Source organism: Desmonostoc muscorum LEGE 12446 (genome assembly GCF_015207005.2).
Taxonomy (GTDB): domain Bacteria; phylum Cyanobacteriota; class Cyanobacteriia; order Cyanobacteriales; family Nostocaceae; genus Nostoc; species Nostoc muscorum.
On the sequence record NZ_JADEXS020000001.1, the window covers coordinates 2,451,608 to 2,472,407 of the forward strand.

General features: G+C 40.9%; 16 protein-coding genes. 15 read left to right on the forward strand and 1 reads right to left on the reverse strand.

Annotated elements, in window-relative coordinates; all coding sequences use genetic code 11:
- Window positions 1-72 precede the first annotated feature (72 nt).
- The 10 genes from IQ276_RS10580 (at window position 73) to IQ276_RS10625 (ending at window position 14,107) form a co-directional block, all read left to right on the forward strand.
- A complete protein-coding gene (locus IQ276_RS10580; RefSeq protein WP_193913214.1) occupies window positions 73-2,301 on the forward strand; it encodes a GumC family protein in 2,229 nt (742 codons plus the stop codon).
- A gap of 801 nt (window positions 2,302-3,102) precedes the next feature.
- The gene (gene hepC / locus IQ276_RS10585) at window positions 3,103-3,825 is read left to right on the forward strand and encodes a heterocyst development glycosyltransferase HepC (protein ID WP_193913212.1); all 723 of its coding nucleotides are present in this window, start codon (window positions 3,103-3,105) and stop codon (window positions 3,823-3,825) included.
- Between the two features lie 250 nt (window positions 3,826-4,075).
- Entirely contained in the window at window positions 4,076-5,917 is a 1,842-nt protein-coding gene (gene hepA, locus IQ276_RS10590) for a heterocyst formation ABC transporter subunit HepA (RefSeq protein WP_193913210.1), read from the forward strand.
- Between the two features lie 82 nt (window positions 5,918-5,999).
- A complete protein-coding gene (locus tag IQ276_RS10595; RefSeq protein WP_193913209.1) occupies window positions 6,000-6,839 on the forward strand; it encodes a hypothetical protein in 840 nt (279 codons plus the stop codon).
- A gap of 141 nt (window positions 6,840-6,980) precedes the next feature.
- Window positions 6,981-8,165 carry a glycosyltransferase family 4 protein gene (locus IQ276_RS10600; RefSeq protein ID WP_193913208.1) on the forward strand — a complete coding sequence of 395 codons (1,185 nt, stop codon included), beginning with the start codon at window positions 6,981-6,983 and terminating at the stop codon, window positions 8,163-8,165.
- 16 nt (window positions 8,166-8,181) lie between these two features.
- Complete coding sequence (locus tag IQ276_RS10605; RefSeq protein ID WP_193913206.1) at window positions 8,182-9,165, forward strand: glycosyltransferase family 2 protein; 984 nt, start codon at window positions 8,182-8,184, stop codon at window positions 9,163-9,165.
- 238 nt (window positions 9,166-9,403) lie between these two features.
- The gene (locus IQ276_RS10610; protein WP_193913204.1) at window positions 9,404-10,615 is read left to right on the forward strand and encodes a glycosyltransferase family 4 protein; all 1,212 of its coding nucleotides are present in this window, start codon (window positions 9,404-9,406) and stop codon (window positions 10,613-10,615) included.
- The gene (locus tag IQ276_RS10615) at window positions 10,524-11,453 is read left to right on the forward strand and encodes a glycosyltransferase family 2 protein (protein WP_193913202.1); all 930 of its coding nucleotides are present in this window, start codon (window positions 10,524-10,526) and stop codon (window positions 11,451-11,453) included. Before IQ276_RS10610 ends, IQ276_RS10615 begins: the two co-directional genes overlap by 92 nt.
- Before the next feature lie 11 nt (window positions 11,454-11,464).
- Window positions 11,465-12,892, forward strand: coding sequence for an O-antigen ligase domain-containing protein (locus IQ276_RS10620; RefSeq protein ID WP_193913200.1), 1,428 nt, complete (start codon window positions 11,465-11,467; stop codon window positions 12,890-12,892).
- 93 nt (window positions 12,893-12,985) lie between these two features.
- Window positions 12,986-14,107: a glycosyltransferase family 4 protein gene (locus IQ276_RS10625; protein ID WP_193913198.1), complete on the forward strand. Its 1,122-nt coding sequence runs from the start codon at window positions 12,986-12,988 to the stop codon at window positions 14,105-14,107.
- Between the two features lie 294 nt (window positions 14,108-14,401).
- Here IQ276_RS10625 and IQ276_RS10630 read toward each other — a convergent pair whose 3' ends face one another.
- A complete protein-coding gene (locus tag IQ276_RS10630; protein ID WP_193913196.1) occupies window positions 14,402-15,103 on the reverse strand; it encodes a Uma2 family endonuclease in 702 nt (233 codons plus the stop codon).
- A gap of 263 nt (window positions 15,104-15,366) precedes the next feature.
- Between IQ276_RS10630 and pheT the strand changes: the two genes are divergently transcribed.
- The 5 genes from pheT to IQ276_RS10655 all read left to right on the forward strand — a co-directional run bounded on the left by pheT (window position 15,367) and on the right by IQ276_RS10655 (window position 20,736).
- Window positions 15,367-17,829 (forward strand): phenylalanine--tRNA ligase subunit beta, encoded by a 2,463-nt coding sequence (gene pheT, locus IQ276_RS10635; protein WP_193913194.1) that lies wholly within the window; start codon window positions 15,367-15,369, stop codon window positions 17,827-17,829.
- 164 nt (window positions 17,830-17,993) lie between these two features.
- The gene (locus IQ276_RS10640) at window positions 17,994-18,395 is read left to right on the forward strand and encodes a hypothetical protein (RefSeq protein WP_193913192.1); all 402 of its coding nucleotides are present in this window, start codon (window positions 17,994-17,996) and stop codon (window positions 18,393-18,395) included.
- Between the two features lie 9 nt (window positions 18,396-18,404).
- On the forward strand, window positions 18,405-18,674 hold the full coding sequence (locus tag IQ276_RS10645) for a YciI family protein (protein ID WP_193913189.1): 270 nt from the start codon (window positions 18,405-18,407) through the stop codon (window positions 18,672-18,674).
- A 438-nt stretch (window positions 18,675-19,112) separates the two neighbouring features.
- A complete protein-coding gene (locus IQ276_RS10650; protein WP_193921681.1) occupies window positions 19,113-19,907 on the forward strand; it encodes a Tab2/Atab2 family RNA-binding protein in 795 nt (264 codons plus the stop codon).
- Window positions 19,908-20,145: 238 nt separating this feature from the next.
- Window positions 20,146-20,736, forward strand: a complete 591-nt coding sequence (locus IQ276_RS10655; protein WP_193921683.1) for a Uma2 family endonuclease — start codon at window positions 20,146-20,148, stop codon at window positions 20,734-20,736.
- Window positions 20,737-20,800: the final 64 nt, after the last annotated feature.

A 20,800-nucleotide genomic window follows, 5' to 3' on the forward strand; every position in this document is an offset into this window, starting at 1 on the left:
ATTCTGGATTCTGAATTCTGAATTCTGAATTCTTTTTATCTCTTAGCGTAGATTCTCGGAAGGATAATAAAAGTGGTTCAACCTAGTCTAAATCCTCATATAACTCCAGTTTCAGAAACTGAACCAAGCTATGGACAAATGTTTACTGTCTTGGTGCGGAGATTTCCTTGGTTTTTAGTAGTATTTATCGGTTCTATTAGTATTGCAGGCATGGTAACTTTCAATACCAAGCCAACTTTTAGAAGTTCCATGCAACTGCTAGTAGAACCTAACTATCAAGGTAAGAAAGAAGCAGGTGGAGTAGAAAACCAGTTTACCGATTCTAATGTGGTGATAGATACTGCAACCCAGCTTAACTTGATGCAAAGTTCGGGTCTGATTCAAAAAGCAGTTGATAAACTCCAGTCTGAATATCCAGATATCAGTAGTGGTGAGATTAAAGGTTCTTTGAACTTAACTCAATTAAGAAGCAAAGAAGATAATGTTGCTACTAAAATATTTCAAGTTGAATACACCGATAAAGACCCAGAAAAAACCCAAAAAGTTTTAGGTGCAATTCGACAAGTTTATGTTGAATACAACAAACAACAACAGGATTCGCGTTTACAAAAGGGTCTGCAAATTATTAGAGAACAATTAGGTAAAGCCAGTGAAGAAGTAAAAGCGGCTGAGACAAACCTCCAAAGATTTCGCAGAAACCAAAATTTAATCGATCCCGAATCACAAGCTAAAGCGATTGAGACAGCTTTAAATAATATTGGTCAAGAACGGCAAACAACTCGTTCTCAATATGGTGAAGCTTTAGCACGGCAAAAATCTTTAGAAGAACAACTTAATCGTTCTCCACAGAATGCTTTAGTAGCTTCTCGTCTGAGTCAGTCTATTCGCTATCAAGGCTTACTCAACGAAATCCAAAAAACAGAACTGGCGTTAGCACAAGAACGCTTACGTTTTACAGATCAAACTCCTAGTGTACAAAAGCTCAAAGAACAGCTTCAAAGTCAAAAGGAATTATTGCAACAAGAAGTAGGCAGAACTTTAGGCGAAAAGTCTGCTAGTTCATTCATCTCTGGAGACTCTCTCCTGGAAAAAGGACAGCTTGGTCAAATTGATCTCAACCTTGCTGGTCAGTTAGTAGAAACGCAAACAAATTTAGTTGCTTTAAGTGCGCGGGATCAAACTTTAGCCAAGAAAGAGAACGAACTGCGTTTTGAAATCAAACGCTTTCCACCTTTGTTGGCTTATTACAACCGGATGCTACCCCAGCTACAATTTAGCCGTGAAAGATTAGAGCAGCTTTTAAGGGCAGAACAACAATTGCGGCAAGAACTCGCTAAGGGTGGATTTAATTGGGAAGTCGTAGAAGAACCTCAAAAAGGCGGACAATTAGGCCCTAATCTTCAGCAGAATTTGCTGTTAGGTGGAGTGGTTGGGTTAATGCTAGGAGGAATTGCTGTCTTTATTCGGGAATCGATTGATGATTCAGTTCACACCACTGCTGAATTAGAGAAGCAAATACCCTTACCATTGTTAGGAACAACTCCCAAATTACCGCCAGCCAAACCGAGAGAATCAATGATTAAATTGCCTTTTGGCAAGCCAGAAGTTCTCGCACCTTGGACAATTCAAATATTACAATCTCCACCGCGTTGGGAATCGCTGGATCTGATTTACAAAAACATTGAACTTTTAAATACTGTTTCTAATTTGAAGTCTTTGATGGTCACCTCAGCTTTGCCAGATGAGGGTAAATCAGCTTTAGCGTTGGGTTTGGCAATGAGTGCTGCGCGTTTACATAAAAGGGTACTGCTAATTGATGCCAACTTACGCGACCCTAGTTTGCACGAACAGCTAAATCTTCCCAATGAACAGGGGCTTTCAACTCTACTGGCTAGCGATGCAACTTTACCCAACCAGATTAGTGTTCAGTACTCAGGCTCAGCCTACATCGATATTTTAACCGCTGGTCCAAAACCTGCTGACCCAGCTAATCTGTTGAGTTCTCCCCGGATGATGCAATTGATGGCAGCATTTGAGGAAAACTATGATTTGGTACTCATAGATGCTTCGCCAGTTCTCGGCATGGTGGATGCTATGCTCACTGCATCATCTTCTCGTAGTGTGGTCATGGTGGCAAGCATTGGTATTGTGACCCGAAGCCAGCTAAGTCAAGCTACAGCCATGCTCAGCAAGTTAAATCTGATTGGAGTTGTAGCAAATGGGGTATCAAACTCTAGCAGTAATTACGTACCTTATGTAAAACAACAGCAATTAGCCCTGCGCCAAGCTGTGGAAAAATAGATTCGGTATGGGGCATTGCTGAGCCAGTGAAACCCAACATACAGCGTATTCCAGGTAAATGAAGTACACGGGTAGGGGCACAACATGTTGTGCCCCTACGATTTATCGTGTCTTTGGGATCTAGAATTTTGATCGCAAAACCTTAACCGAACCGTATTGGTGCGCTATGCACATATCTTTTCAACATGGTAGGGTAGCACAGCTGTGCTACCCTACAAATGTATCAAAAACTATTAAAATTTAGATTTATTACTATCAGGAAAATTTCGGTATATTTATGCTATCTTTATAGGTTTTAAGAGAAATCACTGAGGAATTAAAGACTGAATAAAGAATTTATTTGAGCGATCGCTATTTCTACAGAGTCCTATATTCTAGAGATTAAAGCACTTCCAAAAAGTTAGAACACAAGAGTGAACTCGTTTTGTTAAATTTATCGACACAAGAAACACCTCAGCAGAATTCAGAATTCAGGAGTCAGAATGCGCTACGCCCCGCTGCGCTAACAGAATTACAATAAGCTCTAGGTCTAGCTACCAGACCTAGATGGTGTAATTCACACTTCTTGAAATCTGCTGTAGATTCATAGGTAATTTTTCTCTACACCTCTCTCCTATGAGTAGCTACTTGAAAATCAATGATTGTATACCTGCTTGATTTTATTCAAATTATCAAGTTTGGTCATCTAAACCTTATTAATTCAGAATTCTGGATTCTGAATTCTGAATTCTTACTTACGAATTAGCTTGATAGCCTTTGGTAACGCCTCAGCAAATCACTCTTGTATAAACCCAAAGACGTATGACAACTTCAATCATTCCAGCTCTAGAGAATTTCTATGATCTAAACTCGCAACACCAAGATCATCGCTCTGGGGACTGCACACTCCTGTGGCGACGGGGTAAACTGTTGGTAAAGCCGCTAGGACGAGCTAAACTACCATATTTGCCTTCGTTAAATAGTCAGCGATCGCTAGTAGAATGCTTAAAACATTCTCCTGTAAATTTGGTCAGCATAGATGCAAAACTGGGTGAAGATTTGCTACAGTTTTGGGCAGATGCATGTGAACAAGCTCATAAGCCAATATTCCTCCACATACCCGCTAGGAATAAACAGCTAAAACAAGGTAATCAAACCTTGAGATGGTTACAGCGAATAATTGATTCGATTGTTGGTTTTTTCTTGCTGTTATTACTCAGTCCAGTTATCCTGGGATTGATTATATTGATGCAAATTTTCTCCCCAGAGTCACTTTTTTGTCATGAATGGCATGTTGGAGAAAGAGGTAGACTTTTTCGAGCAATTCGATTTTCCACCACAGCAAAGTACAACATCACACCGCTAGGACGCTGGATGCATAAATACAGCCTCGACAATCTACCACTTTTATTTAACGTATTGCGCGGTGACATGAGTTTAATCGGATCTCGTTCTTGGACTTTAGCAGATGCAATACAAATAATTGAAGAAGAATACAGAATTCAGAATTCAGAATTCAAAATGGGCTACGCCCCGCTGCGCTAACAGAATTCAGAATTCAGAAATTTATCTGTACGGTAATTGATGGTTTCATCGTCAGAATTCAGAATCTAGAATTCAGAAGAATTTGATATCCAAGTTGAAGAATTTGAATAAAATGATTTACCAATGATTCTGAATTCTGACTGTGCAAATTTTAGATTTTGAATTTTGGATTTGTAATTCAATCTAAAATCCAAAATCTAAAATCCAAAATTCGATCTCCTTACGTGTCAAATTATTGTTAGAAAAATACATGCTTTTCAAAGTTCCCCAAAAACTCCGCAAACTGCTAAAAGCTACCAGCTTCTGGCAGGAAAATTATTTGATCTTGCGAGAATTTACACACTTTCGCAAGATTGCAACTTTAGCTCTCATATTCTCGATTCTCGCAGCAACATTTGAAGGTGTCAGTATTGGTTTCCTGCTGTCATTTTTGCAAAGCTTAACTAGTCCCAATGCTCAACCCGTCCAGACAGGAATAGGATGGTTTGATATTTGGATTTTGGGAGCTAATACATCGGCACTTAATCGTCTGTATCGCATATCTTCGCTGATTTTACTCAGTACTTGGCTACGTGTTGCCTTCAATTATTTTGCACAAGTTTATATTGAATTATCTCAATTGCATCTTGGCGATCGCTTACGTAAGCAAATTTTTGAACAATTACAAGCCTTATCGCTAAGTTACTTTTCTAAAACTCGTTCTGGTGAGTTAATTAACACAATTACCACAGAAATTGAAAGAATAAGACAAGGTTTCAGTGGCGGAGCATTTTTAGTTACTAGAGGGCTAACAACTGTTGTCTACTTAATATCAATGTTTTTGATATCATGGCAGCTAACTGTAATTTCAGCACTACTATTTACACTTTTAGGTGTAGGACTATCCAATTTAAATGCCAGAGTCAGAGAATCAAGTTTTGGCATGACAACTGCTAATGCTAATTTTACATCAACAGCCGTAGAATTTATTAATGGCATTCGCACTGTTCATTCCTGTGGTACTCAAGAATTTGAGCGCCAGCGTTACTACAAAGCTAGTGACAAGATAGTAAGTACTACAACTAAAGTTGTCTTCACTTGGACACTTGTCAAGCCAATTGCTGAAGGGGTGGCTACTACAGTCTTGGTGGGAATGATTATTTTGGCATTCACTAGCCTGGTTAGTAATGGAACACTACAAGTTGCTTCTTTACTAACATTTTTCTTTGTGCTATTTCGTTTTATCCCATTCGTTCAAGATATTAATGGCACAAGAGCATTTCTCAGCACTTTACATGGCTCAGCAGATAACATTAAAAACCTCTTAAAAAGTGATGATAAAAATTATTTTCAAAATGGACATCTTAAGTTTAATGCTTTAAAAAGCTCAATCAATCTAGTATGTGTAGATTTTGGCTACGACGATAACAATATAGTGCTACATAATATTACCCTAACTATTGAAAAGGGAAAAATGACGGCATTAGTCGGAGCATCTGGGGCTGGCAAAACAACACTTGCTGATTTAATTCCCAGATTTTATAATGCTACAGAGGGAAATATTTACATCGATGAAATTGATGTCAGATTGTTTGAAATTAACTCTCTACGTCGCAAAATAGCTGTTGTCAGTCAAGATACTTTTATCTTCAATACTACTGTTTGGCAGAATATTGCTTATGGCACTCCAGAAGCTACGAATGATGAAATTCAAGAAGCTGCTAAATTAGCAAATGCACTAGAATTTATTTTAGAAATGCCCGAAGGTTTTAATACCCAATTAGGAGATAGGGGTGTTAGATTATCTGGAGGACAAAGACAGCGAATTGCTATTGCGCGGGCGCTACTAAGGAACCCAGAAATTTTGATTTTAGATGAAGCAACTAGCGCTTTAGATTCTCTATCAGAACGCTTGATTCAAGATTCATTAGAAAAGCTATCTGTTGGGAGAACAGTAATTGCGATCGCTCACCGTCTTTCTACTATTGCGAAAGCAGATAAAGTCGTGGTACTCGAAGCAGGAAGGATAGTAGAACAGGGTAAATATCAAGAACTGCTCGGACGCCAAGGCAAGCTTTGGGAATATCACCAGATGCAATACCATAATTCGTAATTCGTAATTCGTAATTCGTAATTTGGGAATTACGAATTCATTATCCTACCCAATTATTTACAATTTTAACGAGGAAAAATCAATGGTAAATCTAGGCTACCACACTGCTAAAATTCAGGGTAAATTTAATCGCTCTTTATATAAAGCTGCCCTTTCTCAGATTGTCAGCATCCCGATTAAACAAACTCGCCAAGTTCCGATAAGTGTTTATGCCTTATCATGCGAACGCGATTTGCCAGAACAAGTAGCAAGTATTCGCTCATTCATCCGCCATGTAGGGATTCCAAATACATTTACAGTGGTTTCTGATGGCAGTTATACTGACTCTAGTTGTAATTTACTCCGCCGCATCCATCCGTGCGTTCAGGTAGTACTTTTACAAAACTTTGTAAGAACGGATTTACCTCAATGTGTTCTTGACTATGCCCAACTCCATCCAATGGGCAAAAAATTGTCGGCCTTAATGTCAATTCCTATTAATGGAACTACAATTTATACCGATTCAGATATTTTATTTTTTCCCGGTGGTATAGACTTAATCAATTTGAGTAACTCCGATAACAAATACTCTCTTTACCTACCTGATTGTTCTATGTCATTAGACGAAAGAATTATTTATGATGATTCTGAGAAGTCAAATCCAGTAAATGGCGGATTTATATTATTTAGACATGAATTTGACTGGACTTTTGCCATTGAACGTTTAGCAAATCTTCAAGAAAATCCTAGTTATTTTACTGAACAAACAATTGTACATTTGACAATGCACCATAATCATGGTCAGCCTTTATGCTCAAACAAATATGTCCTCCATGTAGAAGATCAGTTCATCTATCCAGATAAATCTGCAAGTAAAAACATTGCTCTCAGGCATTATGTAAGTGATGTCAGACATAAATTTTGGTTTAATGTTGGGATTTGAAGAAGAATTCATAAGTCATAATCTAGAACTCAGAATCATTCTATCTTATGGCTAATTCATCTTAAATTTTTATTCTAAACTGATTAATTTTAGCCTATGCTAAATTAATTAAAAAATAAAGTAAATAATAAGTGATAGTTAATGCCTAAAATAATTAATCATACCAAGCAGTTGCACAAGGAAATTTTTGCAGAAAACCTGATTTACCAATGCTCAAATTTTGAGGTTGGTGAGGGCGGAGGTGTTGAAACTTATTTAGCTTCTCTATTTGAACATCGTACACCTGATATTAGCGATCGCGTGATTAAATCGCTCAATAATGTTGACCAAAGTCAGTTCAAATTATTGCACCTCCATAGTCCAGATTTACTGTTGCAGCTCACAGGCGAATGTCCTACAATATTCAGCGTTCATAATCACTCACTGTATTGTCCTAGTGGGACAAAGTATTTAGCTGGACAGCAAACAATCTGCGATCGCAATTTTTCTTACTTAGGATGTACCTGGGGTAAATTAGTAGATAAATGTGGTAGCCGTAAACCCTTAAGAACTGTTAGAGAAATTCAACGAACTCAGCAGTTTTTAGATATTTTAAAAAAGATAAAAGTTACTTTTATTGCTAATAGCGAATATGTACGTCAACAGTTAATTAAAAACGGCATACCAGCCGAACAAACTGTAACAGTACACTGTGGTATTTCTGTACCCCAAACACCAACTGCACCTTTAAGTTTAGAAGTCCACAAAAATCAGAGAATTTTGTTTGCTGGTCGGATTGTTTCCGATAAAGGTTTGGAATGGTTGATTAAAACCTTAATACATACAGACCCGCAAATTCAACTTGATATTGCAGGGGAAGGATGGGAACGACCACGGTTAGAAAAGCTAGCAAACACCCTGGGATTGAATCACCGGATTACTTGGCATGGTTGGTGCGATCGCCATAAAATAAATCAACTTTATCAACAGTGTTTTGCAGTCATTTTTCCCAGTGTTTGGCCTGAACCTGCCGGTCTTGTAACCTTAGAAGCTTATGCTCGTTATCGACCTGTAATTGGTAGTGCAGTCGGAGGAATTCCCGAACATTTACGAGATGGAGAAACGGGTATTCTTGTTCATCCTAATGATATCAAACAACTAGCCCAAGCAATTAATTATTTGTCTACAGATTATCAAAAAAGTAGAGACATGGGCAAACAAGGTCATGCTTTATTGATGAAAGAATTCACAATGAATTATCATGTGAACAATCTACAAACAATTTATGGAAAAACAATAGCTGAATTTGATTATTCAGGGAAAAAGTTATATAAAAATCCTCAATAAACTAAGAGAGAAAAATATGTCATTGCATCAAGAACCATTGGTCAGCGTTATTATCCCGACTTATAATCGACCAGATTATCTGAAGCAAGCGATCGCTAGCGCTGTTCAACAAACTTATCAAAATATTGAAATTATTGTTTCTGATAATTGCAGCCCAGAAAATCCCCAAGCTATTGTCGCATCTTTTGGTGATTCACGCATTCGATTTTGGCGACACGAGCAAAACGTAGGTATGCTTGCTAATCAGCAACACGCCTTTAAAATGGCACAAGGTAAATATGTTGCTAGCCTTCATGATGATGATATGTGGAATCAAGACTTTTTAGCCAAGCTTGTACCACCATTAGAAGAAAATCCTCAGTTAATTCTCGCTTTTTGTGACCAATATATCATAGATGCAAATGGCATAATTAATTATATTGGAACTGAAGAGAATACACGTGGTTATCAGCGGGACAAACTAACACCAGGAATTCATCAAGCTTTCTCTAAAATTGGGTTAATAGATAAAAGTATACCCACTGCCGCATCTTGTGTAATTCGTAATCACTCTGTTGATTGGGATAGTATTCCCCCAGAAGTTGGTGGAATGTGGGATTTATATTTAACCTACCTCTGCTGTATATCTGGTCGTGGTGCTTACTACTATCCAGAAAGATTGACGCGATATCGTGCCCACGAACAAACTGATACCATGCTCAGTGGTAGTCGAGATGTACAGGCAAAAATTCGCAAAGCTAAAAGCGAAATGTTTTGTTATCAAGTCTTTATGGAAGACAGTCGTCTAGAAGAATTTAGGACGCACTTTCAACAAAAATGGTCGGAAGCTAATACTACATTGGGAATTGGTTTACTGCGAAGTGAGCAGATAGCGGCAGCACGTCCTTATTTTTGGCAGGCATTGAAAAAACAAAAATTTAATTGGCGAACTTTAGCTGCACTGATTCTCAGTTTTACTCCGCAAATTTTGACTAATAAGTTAATAGGAGTATCGAAATAATATAGCGGTACACCTGTAGGGGCACGGCACTGCCGTGCCCCTACACCTGGCGATATAATGTTGTACCGCATCTGAATGGGAACCGCTATATAGCAATTATTCTGAAGTAAATTATTTTTTTTAACGAACCGCTAAGGACGCAAAGTACGCAAAGAAAAGAAAAGAAAAGAAACTCTGCTCAACTTTCTCTGCGCCTCTGCACCTCTGCGTGAGCTTTTCTCCCTAAATAAGGTAGTATATGAAACTTTGCATTGTTACCCATAAAATCAAAAAAGGTGATGGTCAAGGCCGAGTCAACTACGAAGTTGCTAACGAAGCAATTCGTCGCGGTCATCACCTAACATTATTAGCAAGTGAAATCGCCCCAGAACTAGAACACAACACTCAAGTTAATTGGATTAAAATTCCAGTCCAAGGGTATCCCACCGAATTTCTACGTAATTTCATCTTTGCCCAAAAAAGTGCAAATTGGTTGCGTCAACATCGCTCAAACTTTGATTTAATCAAAATCAATGGCGCCATTAATATGGCTGCTGCTGATGTGAATGCTGTACATTTTGTCCATAGTTCATGGTTGCGATCGCCAGTTCATATTTCCCGCAACCGCCGAGATTTATATGGTTTATATCAGTGGCTATTTACTGCTTTTAATGCTCGTTGGGAAAAACAAGCTTTCCAAAAAGCTAAGGTCGTTGTAGCAGTATCCGAAAAGGTAGCCCAGGAATTAATTAATATTGGTGTACCTCGTTCTCGGATTCGCGTAATTGTGAATGGAGTAGACCTAGAAGAGTTTACTCCTGGTAAAAGCAATCGCCAAAAATTAGGTTTACCAGAAAATGTCACCCTCGCACTGTTCGCCGGAGACATCCGCACACGCAGAAAGAACTTAGATACAATCCTCCACGCTTTAACTAAAGTTCCCGATTTGCATTTGGTGGTGGTGGGTCACATTGAAGATAGTCCCTTCCCTCAGCTAGCAGCATCTTTGGGGTTAAACGATCGCGTGCATTTTGTCGGATTTCGCCGTGATATCCCCGAAATTATGCGATCGGTAGATTTATTTATTTTTCCTTCCCGATATGAAGCTTGTAGCCTGGTATTGTTAGAAGCACTTGCTTCAGGGCTGCCAGTAATTACTGCCACAGCTACCGGCGGTGCAGAGTTAGTAACGCCAGAATGCGGCATCGTCTTACCCGACTCAGATGATATCGATGCATTGGCAATGGCGCTGATGTCCTTAGTGAGTGAACAACCGCTGATGCAACAAATGGGTCAAGCTGCTCGTTCTGTGGCAGAACAACACAGCTGGACTACTATGGCACAAACTTATGTGGATTTATTCGAGGAGTTAAGCAAAAATGCGGAACACCGTTCTCATACCAACTTATCGCCGTCCACAAGACCTCTCACGCTGCCTTTTGGCGCTACAGGAGCAAATCAAACCAGTTGATCAGGTGATAGTGGTTGTCCGTGATACGGATGCACAAACTTGGGAATTTCTAGCCCAATTCAAGGCAGACAACTTGCCACTACAAACTGTGACAGTCACACAACCGGGGGTAGTAGCAGCCCTGAATGCCGGACTTGCAGAGGTTGAGGGCGATATTGTTTCCATTACCGATGATGATGCTGCACCCCATCCCGATTGGTTAGAGCGCATCGCCGCTTACTTTGCTTGTGATAGTCGCCTTGGCGGTTTGGGTGGGCGTGATTGGATACACCACGGGAGCAAATTAGAAGACGACTCCCGCCCAATAGTTGGTAGGTTGCAGTGGTTTGGGCGCGTAATTGGCAACCATCATCTGGGAGTAGGAGAAGCCCGCGAAGTTGATATTCTCAAAGGCGTAAACATGAGTTTTCGCAAAGAAGCAATTGGGCAATTGCGCTTTGACGAGCGGATGCGAGGTACTGGAGCGCAAGTACATTTTGAAATGGCATTTACTCTGGCATTAAAGCGAGCTGGTTGGAAGATAATTTACGATCCTAATGTTGCCGTAGAACATTACCCAGCACAACGTTTTGATGAAGATCAGCGAAACAATTTTAATGAAATTGCCTTGATTAATTTAGTTCATAATGAAACCTTAGTTTTATTAGAACATCTATCATTTATCCGCCAAATAGTATTTTTATTCTGGGCAATATTAGTTGGAACCTGCGATAGTTTTGGCTTCATCCAATGGTTGAGATTTTTACCCAGCCAAGGACAGTTAGCAAGTAAGAAATTGTTAGCATCTTGGCGTGGACGTTGGCAAGGATGTAGAGAATTCGTAATTCGTAATTCGTAATTCGTAATTGAATGATTTATAAGCAGATACTTTACAATAGTTTTTCACAAGAAAACTATTCTCCTGAGGAGCGATCGCCACAGGGGTGGATGGCGATCGCCGGCTTTATACTATTAACTGTAGTTTGCTATTTTGCTGGTGCTACTGCTGCATTGCGCCTAATTTTTCCGGTGACAGCTTTAGTAGTAGCCGTGTTTTTATACTTGCGCCATCCCATTCTCTACGTCGGCTTTACCTGGTGGATATGCTTTCTCACGCCCTTAGCTACCCGCTTAGTTGACTATCGCGTAGGTTGGGACCCTACCCGCCAGATGCTCATAGCACCATATTTAGTAGTGTTTGTGACCATCGCAACTTTTTTGCGCCGCTTTAAAAGCGCCTCTCGCCAAGGAGGTTTACCGTTTGTTTTGGCTTTTATCGGAGTCTTCTACGGCTTTTTGATAGGTCTTATTTATAATGCACCAATCCCTGTAGCACGCGGTTTATTGGATTGGCTAGGCCCAATTATTTTTGCTTTTCACTTATTTATTAACTGGCGAGATTACCCCGTATATCGGCGAAATTTTCAGCGAACATTCCTCTGGTGTGTGTTGATTTTAGGAGCTTATGGTGTATATCAATTCGTAGTAGCTCCTGAGTGGGATAGGTACTGGCTCATAGAATCAAAACTATTCATGAGTTCTGGAAATCCTGTGCCTTTTGGAATGCGCGTCTGGAGTACATTACATTCAGTCGGCCCCTTTGGTTCCGTGATGCAAGCTGGGTTGCTATTGTTATTTACCAGTTCCGGAAGTTTAATTTTTCCTGCCTCAGCCGTTGGTTATTTATCTTTTTTATTGACACAAGCGCGTACAAATTGGGGCGGCTGGTTATTCGGAGTAATTATGATTGTGGGTTCAGTCAAAACCCGTATTCAAATGCGCCTAATAACCATAATTGTGGTGATGGCAATTTGTGTTGTGCCATTGACAACTATCGAACCAATTTCTCATGTTGTGTCAGAGCGGTTGCAAACTTTTTCTAATCTGGAAGAAGATAACAGTTTTAAAGATAGATCCCAAAGTTACGACAAAAACCTGAGTCTAGCTCTTTCTAATGCTTTAGGTAACGGATTAGGAAATATCTGGAAGGTCAACGAAAAAACAGGTCAAATTGAAGTAGTGGTAATTGACAGTGGCATTTTAGATATGTTTTTTACCCTTGGTTGGTTTGGAGCAATTTTTTATATGGGTGGATTAATCTTGTTAATTGTTAGTGTTAGCAAATATAGTGAAGGACGGTTTGATAGTTTTATCAGTGCTGCCCGCGCTATTGGCATTAGCTCTGCTACGCAATTAGTTATTGGTAGTGGGATGTTGAGTGTAGCAGGTATGATTCTTTGGGGATTTTTAGCTATGGCTATGGCAGGACATAAATATTATCTTCATCAAGAAAAGTAAACAGGAGTCAGGAGTCAGGAGTCAGAATTCAGAATTCAGAATTCAGGAGTCAGAAGTAGAGAAACACTTTTATTAAATAGACGGGTTAAAATTATGAAAGCAATTATTGTAATGCCACTGGCCGAACAACGAGGCGGCGGTGAAATGATGCTCTGGGATTTGATGCAGCAGGGACGTAATGCTGGTGTCGAGTGGCTAGTGATATTTTTAGAAAACGGCCCGATGGTAGAACAAGTAAAGTCCCTTGGCATCGATGCGCGAGTTGTGGAAAGTGGACGTTTGCGCCAAATTCACCGTTTTATTGCTGCTGTTTTCCGGATAGCTGCGATCGCCCGCGAGGAACATGCAGATATAATTGTTAATTGGATGTGGATTACGCACATATCTGGGGGTTTGGCGGCGATGTTGGCGGGGTTACCTGCTGTGTGGTATCAGCTAGAAGTGCCTAGCGATAAAACTTGGTTAGTACGGCTGGCTACTTTAATCCCAGCACGGGCAATTATTACCCTCTCCCAAGATGGCAAGCAAGCACAAGCGCAGATTTGGCCGCACAGACCAACACCATTGGTTTATCCTGGTGTAGCACTAGACCGATTTGAACCTGATGCTTTACCTTCTCCTGAAGAAGCACGGCGAAAGTTGGGCTTACCTTTGCACGGGCCATTGATTGGAATTGTCGGACGATTGCAACGATGGAAGGGAATGCATGTATTGGTACAAGCAATGCCCAAAATTTTACAGCAGTATCCCGATGCCCATTGTGTTGTGGTTGGCGGTAAGCACGATTTGGAACCGGATTATGAGGACTTTTTAAAAGCAGAAATCGCCGCTTTAGGCTTGAAAGAGCAAGTAATTATGGCTGGGTTACAGCGCAATATTCCAGAGTGGGTGCAGGCGATGGATGTATTTGTCCATGCATCTGATAAAGAACCGTTTGGTATTGTGATTATTGAAGCGATGGCGTTGGGAAAACCTGTGATTGCTGGCGATGCAGGCGGGCCAACGGAGATTATTACAGATGGCATCAATGGACTATTAACACCTTACGGCAATGCGGATAAATTAGCGATCGCTATTCTCCGCTATCTTGACGAGCAAGAATTCGCCCAAAGTGCGGGAGTCGCTGCACGACAACGCGCCCTCGATTTCTCAACCCACAGTTATGCTCAAAATTTTATCAACGCCGTTCGTTCTGTAATACCCAGCGTTTCCTAGAAAACTCAACTTTTATTTTGCACCGACTAACTGAATCTTGACCAATAGAGAGGTTGCATTGCAACCTCTCTATGTCCAAATAATCGTAGTAGGAGCATAATATCATGTTCGCCTAATTAGTTATAATTCCCGCATCTTTTGAAAAATCAGGAAACCCTCTTTCCCCCTGCTCCCTGCTCCCTGCCCCCTGCTGTCTTAATGATAAGTCTTTAACCGAACACAATATAACATATTGTGCCCCTACCCGTGTACTTCATTTACCTGAAATAGGCTGTATCATGCGATCGCAGTAATCTAAATTGTATCTGGATCGATATTAAACTCTCGCAATTTTGCTGCCAACCGTTCTGCTTTTTGTTCTGCTTGTTCTAATCTTTCTTCTGTCTGTTCTGCCGTTTCTTCAGGTGTTGGTACTAGTCGTATATCTGGTGTAAAAAACCGCAATAGTCCCTGATGAATTCCTAGATATAACCCTAACTGTTGACTCCATAAATATCCTTGTTCATTTAGTTGCAGAGGTTGATATTTTCCATCTACTAAATGAAATCCTGCAAATTCTAATGTGTATGGGTCAAACCAAAAATAATCAGGAGTGCGGAAAGTATCTTGATAAATTTCTTTTTTTAAACCTTTGTCTGTCTTCGCTGTTGAGTCTGACAAAATTTCTAGAATGAAATTCGGATATTTACCATCTTCTTCCCAGACTACCCAACTCTTACGGGTTTTGCGTTGGGTTCCCAACACTACAAAAAAGTCTGGCCCTCGGAAAGATTCTGATTTGCGTTGGTGTGGACTGTAGTAGATAGTCAAGTTTCCCGCTGCATAAAAATCATTTCTATCTCGCCAGAACAATTCTAGACATGTTAAAAGTAAAATTATTTGTCGTAAATGTAGTTCGGTTTCCAAGGGAGGTTCATCACTATATAAATCACCAGGGGGAAATATAACATCACCAGGGATGCCTTCTTGAGAATCTAATTCTTGAGCTATGGTCATAGAATGGATAGGGCATCAATTAGTTATGAATTTATTTTAGCCTTGACACGCCACTAGGATAATTCAAAGTTGACTCGTCGGTTCCCTTTATGATATGTGTGCAAAATACGAAGAAAAGATTAGCATGGGGGATTGTTCTGCTAGTCTAACGTAGTAGGATTGTTCAAGTGAAAGGCTATGAATTGCAGAGTGAATAGCGATCGCTACGCTAACAGACACTCTAAAATGAGAGCAACAGACGATTCCTAAAACCAGCACACTCCATGCGTATTTCTCTCAATTGGCTGCGCGAACTAGTAGAGATAAAACTTAGTCCAGAAGAATTAGCCGAAACCCTGACTATGGCGGGGTTTGAAGTAGAAGATATTGAAGACCGCCGTACTTGGGCCAATGGCGTGGTTGTGGGTAGAGTGCTTGAGCGTCAACCCCACCCAAATGCTGATAAATTAAGTGTTTGCCAAGTCGATATTGGCGCAGATGAGACTTTAAATATTGTCTGTGGCGCTGCTAACGTCAAAGCAGATATCTATGTGCCAGTGGCAACTACGGGTACTTACTTACCCAACATCGACTTAAAAATTAAACCTGCAAAACTGCGTGGTGTCCCCTCCCAGGGCATGATTTGTTCTTTAAAAGAACTTGGTTTACCCACTGATGTAGACGGAATTCATATTTTTACCCAGGAAAATTTACCCTTGGGCAGTGATGTGCGTCCGTTGTTGGGTTTAGATGATGTCATTTTAGACCTCACGGCAACTGCTAATCGCGCTGATGCGTTGAGTATGGTAGGTGTAGCACGGGAAGTAGCAGCCTTAACTGGTGGAAAACTCAGCATTCCTGTACCGAGTGAAGTGCCAATTACCAAAAATACAGGAAATTTAACTTTAAAAATTGGTGACACCCAAGCTTGTCCTGCTTACATTGGTACGGTCATTGAACAAGTTAAAATTGTCCCGTCTCCCGAATGGTTGCAACAGCGTTTACGGTCTGCGGGAGTACGTCCCATAAATAATGTCGTGGACATTACTAACTACGTGTTGTTGGAATGGGGACAACCACTGCACGCGTTTGATCGCGATCGCCTAAAATCAATTACAAGTAGCGAAAATTTAACCATCGGCGTCCGCTTCGCCACTGCTGGAGAATCACTCAAAACCCTGGATGGGCAAACTCGCACTTTAGCATCCCAAAATTTATTAATCACCGCCAACGAAAAACCCGTTGCACTGGCGGGAGTCATGGGTGGAGAAGAAAGCGAAGTCCATGAAGGTACCGAAAGCCTAGTTTTAGAAGCCGCTTTATTTGATTCCGTAGCAATTCGCCGTTCTTCTCGCAGTGTTGGCTTAAGAAGTGAAGCTTCTGGTAGATACGAAAGAGGAGTTAACCGCGCTGAATTGGAAGTCGCAAATCGCCGCGCCTTGTCGTTAATTAGCGAATTAGCCAGTGGAATTATTATCCACCAAGAAATCGCCGACACCCGCCCCGATCCATCTACCTGGACTCGTTCCATTGCACTGCGTTTAGATAGAGTCAATCAGATACTAGGGCCAATCGATTTGGGAGAGGATACAGGAGAACTCCAAGAACAAGACGTTGAAAGGATTTTGACTGCATTAGGCTGTCAGTTGACTTCTTCAGGCAATGTCTTAGGAGAAGACAATACACTCCAACCCACATGGTCTGTTTCTGTACCACCCTATCGCTACCGGGATTTAGAACGGGAAATTGACTTAATTGAAGAAATCGCCCGTCTGTATGGGTACAACAGATTTTGTGATACCTTACCAGAAAAAGCCGAAGCGGGTTATCTGCCTTTAGACCAGGAATTGATTCGCAAATTACGAGCTTTTTTTCGTGCAGAAGGGTTAACAGAATTAATTCATTACTCTTTAGTTAAACCAGGAGAAGACAGACAGATAGTATTAACAAATCCATTATTTGTTGAATATTCAGCGCTGCGAACCGATTTAATATCCGGGTTAATTGACGCCTTTCAATATAATATAGAGCAGGGTAACGGCGCCCTCAACGGCTTTGAAGTCGGGCAAATTTTCTGGCAAGAAGAAGACGGTTTCCAAGAAGCAGAAGCCCTGGCTGGTATTGTGGGAGGCGACACCTCCATTGGCAAATGGTCAAAAGGCGGTCGAGAACAACCCTTGAATTGGTTTGAAGCCAAAGGGATTTTAGAAAGTGTATTTCGCCAACTTGGCTTGCAAGTAGAATATCAGCCCGATCGCCGAGATGAACGCCTACATCCTGGACGCACCGCCTCTTTATGGATTAGAGGTAGTAGACTGGGAATTTTTGGGCAAATTCATCCCCAACTGCGGCGAGAAAAAGGCTTACCTGATTCAGCTTATGTTTTTCAATTAGATTTAGATGTACTTTTAAGTTCTCTAGAAGAAGATGAAATTCTTACCCCCACATTTCATCCTTATTCCACCTATCCAGCAAGCGATCGCGACATCGCCTTTTTCGCACCCGTCAAAGTCTCAGTTGCCGAACTGCAAAAAGCAATCACCAAAGCTGGCAAAGATTTGCTCGAATCAGTGGAATTGTTTGATGAATATCGTGGCGAAAACGTCCCCGAAGGCCAGCGGAGTCTAGCATTCCGCCTAATTTATCGGGCAAGCGATCGTACTCTTACTGAGGCAGAAGTCGAACCAGTACACAATAAAGTCCGCGAAGCCTTAGTGGAAAAATTCGGCGTCAACCTCAGAAGTTAGGAGTTAGGAGTTAGGAGTTAGGAGTTAGGAGTTAGGAGTTAGGAGTTAGGAGTTTTTTGGTCTAGTTCCCAGGTTCAACCTGGGAATACTCTACTTGAGGCTTTGCCTCATATTCTTCTGTAAAGACTAGCCAAAAATTTTTAACTCTAGATCGGGGCATATTTATGAACACGCTGGAAATAACTCAACAAATTCAGCAGATCCAATCACAGATGTCTCTGACACTTGATAGTCCTAAATCAGTCAAATTACAGGTTAAGCAAATTTCTCTATTACAAAAGCAACTCAGAGCGATTAAAAAGGAGGTTAATGCAAATATACGTAATATTAATCAGGAAGCAAGTCAATCTCGTACAGATAGTGTTGTGTCAGTTGGCTTGGACATTTTTGGGAAACACAAGTGGGCTGGAAGGTTGAGGGCAGAAACTCGACGTGCAATTGAACGAGAAAAGAAATTCTCTCGTCAGCCATACCTTGAAATCAAAGAAGCAATTGACAATCTCATTTTAGAAGGCGATCGACTCAAGCTCTTGGCAGAGCAATATCTTATTAACCAACAGGAGTAATAAGCAATTATGCCTAAGTATATACTCTGGGGAAGTTACAGCGAAGACGTTCTTGAAAAACGCGTTCCCCACCGTCAAGCTCATTTAGACGGATTAGCAAAACAGAAAGAATCCGGTGTGCTGATTACCATTGGCCCCACCAAAGATGTCACAAAAATTTTTGGAATTTACGAAGCCGAAGACGAAGCCACAGTCCGCGAATTAATTGAAAACGATCCCTACTGGAAAAATGGCATCTGGACTGAGTATTCTGTTAAAGAATGGATTCAGGCTGTTTGAATTTGGTATGGGAGATGAGGGAAATGAGGGAGTTTGGCGTTTTGAACCTCAAAGTTGCACCTCTGAACTAGAACGTTGCACCTCTGAACCTCGAACATTGTACCTCTGAACCTCGAACATTGTACCTCTGAACCTCGAACATTGTACCTCTGAACCTCGAAGTTGCACCTTTGAACCTCGAAGTTGCGCCTTTAACCCTCGAAGTTGCACCTTTTAACTCGAACGTTGCGCTTTTTAACCTCGAAGTTGCACCTTTTAACTCGAAGGTTGCACCTTTGAACCTCGTAGTTGCACCTTTTAACTCGAACGTTGAGCCTTTTGACTTCAAACTCCTAGTTTTAACTCTCCTCCATCTCCCCCTGCCTCCCCTGCCTCCCCTGCCCCCACTTCCCCCCACTTCCCCCCACTCCCCACTCCCCACTCCCCACTCCCCACATTATGAAAACTTGGCAGGCTGATTTTTATCGTCGTCCATCACCAGATGCATCTGGACAAGTGTTATGGGAGTTGTTGATTTGTGATGCAACTCGCAGTTTTGAATATGAAGCTACTTGTCTTCAGTCAGCAGCAAATTCTAATTGGGTTACTACCCAACTTCAGCAAGCAGCTGGTGAAAAATTGCCGGATGTAATTGAAGTGTTTCGTCCTCAGTCTCTCAGTTTAATTGAGGCAGCTGGACGGAATTTAGGTATTAATGTCCAACCTACTCGCCGCACTTTGGCACTCAAACAGTGGTTACAGGAAAAGCAATATCCTTCAGCGCTAGATAAACCACCCCCTGCACCATTACCAGAAAACCTCTGGGGAGAACAATGGCGTTTTGCGACACTCCAGGCTGGTGAACTTGTGGATGTGTTTGCAGAACGCCCAATTCCCATTTTGCACATACCGGAATACCTCAAACCGCTCAATTTAGGTTTGGCATCAACGATCGCTGTTCCTGGTGTGGTAATTTATGGTGGACGGCGATCGATGCACCTAGCACGGTGGTTACAGCAAGCCCGTCCTGTAGGATTGAACTACATTTCTGGCGCACCAAATGGCTTAGTATTAGAAGCAGGCTTAGTGGATAGATGGATTGTTGCCACTTTTGAAGATTCAGAAGTTACCACAGCAGCCCAAACATATGAACAACGGAAACAACAAAGCCAAGGATTACATTTTTTGTTAGTCCAACCCGATGATTCTGGAATAACTTACAGCGGCTTTTGGTTATTGCGAACAGAAGATTGATGTAACAGAATTCAGAATGGGCTACGCCCCGCTGCGCTAACAGAATTCAGGAGTCAGAATTAGAATAGGCTCGGAGCTTAGTTACCAGACATAGATTGTGTACTTCATTAACTTGAAATCTGTTGTTACGTGAACAGCGATCGCAGAGAGTAAGAGTTGAGATTCAAATTCAGCAACACCGAAATTCTCAATCCAAAATCTAAAATCTAAAATCCAAAATGGTATTACCTGTGTTGATATGACTCTTAGCCAATTTCACCCCTATCTTTCTCCAGAAGCATACCTTGAAGCTGAAAAATCTAGCCTGAATAAACATGAATATATTCAAGGGCGAATTTATGCAATGTCAGGGGCAAGTGATGCCCATGTAACAATTACCACTAATCTCATTGCCCTCCTGAGAAATCATGTTCGCGGTACAGGTTGTCGCCTTTACGCTACGGACATGAAAGCTCGCATTGAATCACTAAATATTTTTTATTATCCTGATATCTTGGTTACTTGCGACCAAAGAGACATAAAATTTGAATATTTTAAACGTTATCCCTGTTTAATTATTGAAGTTCTTTCTCCATCCACGGAAGCTTTTGACAGAGGCGATAAATTTATTGACTATCAAGAATTAGAAACATTGCAAGAATACGTCTTAATCAGTCAAACCCGCCAACGCGTTGATTGTTTTCGTCGCAATGCTGAGGGAAGATGGGTTTTGTATAGCTATAAAGAAAATCAGGAATTACAGTTAGTCAGCCTCAACTTTGCCTGTTCCCTAACAGATATTTATGAAGATGTATCCTTTCCCGAAACTTTTAATCCTACTGACGCTTAATTTATCTAAGTAAATAAATAGACTCAGGCAATGTCTGACAACAAGCTGCTACGCGTAAATTTGT